Source organism: Streptococcus parasanguinis, assembly GCF_001578955.1.
Classification (GTDB): domain Bacteria; phylum Bacillota; class Bacilli; order Lactobacillales; family Streptococcaceae; genus Streptococcus; species Streptococcus parasanguinis_U.
Window position 1 is genome coordinate 509,593 of the sequence record NZ_KQ969689.1, and the last position, 1,497, is coordinate 511,089.

General features: G+C 49.8%; 2 protein-coding genes. Both read left to right on the forward strand.

Features of this window, described 5'->3' with window-relative positions:
• Positions 1-413, forward strand: a 413-nt coding sequence (locus tag SPADD19_RS12460) for a Nif3-like dinuclear metal center hexameric protein (RefSeq protein ID WP_241496423.1), incomplete at its 5' end; no start/stop codon positions are given.
• A gap of 9 nt (positions 414-422) precedes the next feature.
• Positions 423-1,497, forward strand: a 1,075-nt coding sequence (locus tag SPADD19_RS02385) for an NAD(P)/FAD-dependent oxidoreductase (protein ID WP_164905820.1), incomplete at its 3' end; no start/stop codon positions are given.

The window sequence follows — 1,497 nt, forward strand, 5'->3', positions numbered from 1 at the left end:
GGGAAGGGCTCGGAATCGGTCGCATCGGTCGGGTACCCGCTCAAACCTTTGGCCAGTTGGCTCACAAGGTCAAAGAAACCTTCGGCTTAGATGCTTTGCGCTTGGTCAGTTATGACCAGGCTGATTTGGAACGGGTCATTGAGCGCGTCGCCATTTGTGGAGGAAGTGGCCAGTCCTTTTACAAGGATGCTCTCGCCAAGGGAGCAGAGATCTATATCACAGGAGATATTTACTACCACACGGCTCAGGACATGCTGAGCGATGGGCTCTTGGCCTTGGATCCAGGACACCATATCGAAGTTCTTTTTGTGTCAAAATTAGTAGAAAAGCTCAATCAGTGGAAGGCTGAGGAAGCCTGGGAGATTGAAGTGATTGGCAGTCAAGCCAGCACCAATCCTTTTTACCATATCTAAGGGGTCATGATGAAAGTTGCGATTATTGGTGCAGGGATCGTGGGATCCACTGCAGCCTATTATTTATCCAAAGAAGCACAAGTGGATGTGACTGTCTATGACCATGGAGTCGGCCAAGCAACCAAGGCGGCGGCAGGCATTATTAGCCCTTGGTTTTCCAAACGGCGTAATAAGGCTTGGTATCGCCTGGCTCGTCTGGGGGCTGATTTCTACCAAGAATTGGTAGAAGACCTGGCCAAGGACGGAATTAATACAGATTTTTACCAGCAGACCGGCGTCTATCTCCTCAAGAAAAAGGAAGAAAAATTAGACGAACTCTATCAGTTGGCGCTGAGTCGTCGGGAAGAATCTCCCTTGATCGGAGACTTAGCGATTTTAAACAAAGAAGAAGTGTGCCAACAATTCCCAGGTCTACAAGGCTTTGAACAGCTCCTTTATGCCTCAGGTGGGGCCCATGTAGAGGGAGCCCTTCTAACGGAAACTCTCCTTGAAGCCAGTGGCGCAAGACTGATTAAGGAAGAGGTTGCTTTGGCTATTACAGAGGATGGTTTTCAGATAGCAGGAGAAAGCTATGACAAAGTCATCCTGGCAACAGGAGCCTGGTTGGGTCAAATGCTCGAGCCACTTGGCTACCAAGTTGATGTCCGTCCTCAAAAAGGACAGTTGAGGGATTATCAGCTAGACCGAGATATTGCTGATTATCCAGTGGTCATGCCGGAAGGAGAGCTGGATATCATTCCCTTTCAGAAGGGCAAGATCAGTATGGGAGCCACTCATGAGAATGAGATGGGCTTTGACCTGACGGTGGATCAGGCTTTGCTGAATCAGATGGAAACAGAAGCCTTGGCCTACTATCCAGAACTCGCTCAAGCCGAAGTTATCGGGGAGCGCGTGGGAACCCGTGCCTACACCAGTGACTTTTCACCATTTTGGGGAGCTGTTCCTGATCAAGTAGGCCTCTATGTCGCCAGTGGACTTGGTTCGTCTGGCCTCACAACTGGTCCCCTCATTGGGTGGCACCTATCCCAACTCGTGGTAGGAGGAAACCTGCGCTTAGATCCAGCAGATTATCCAGTTGAACAAT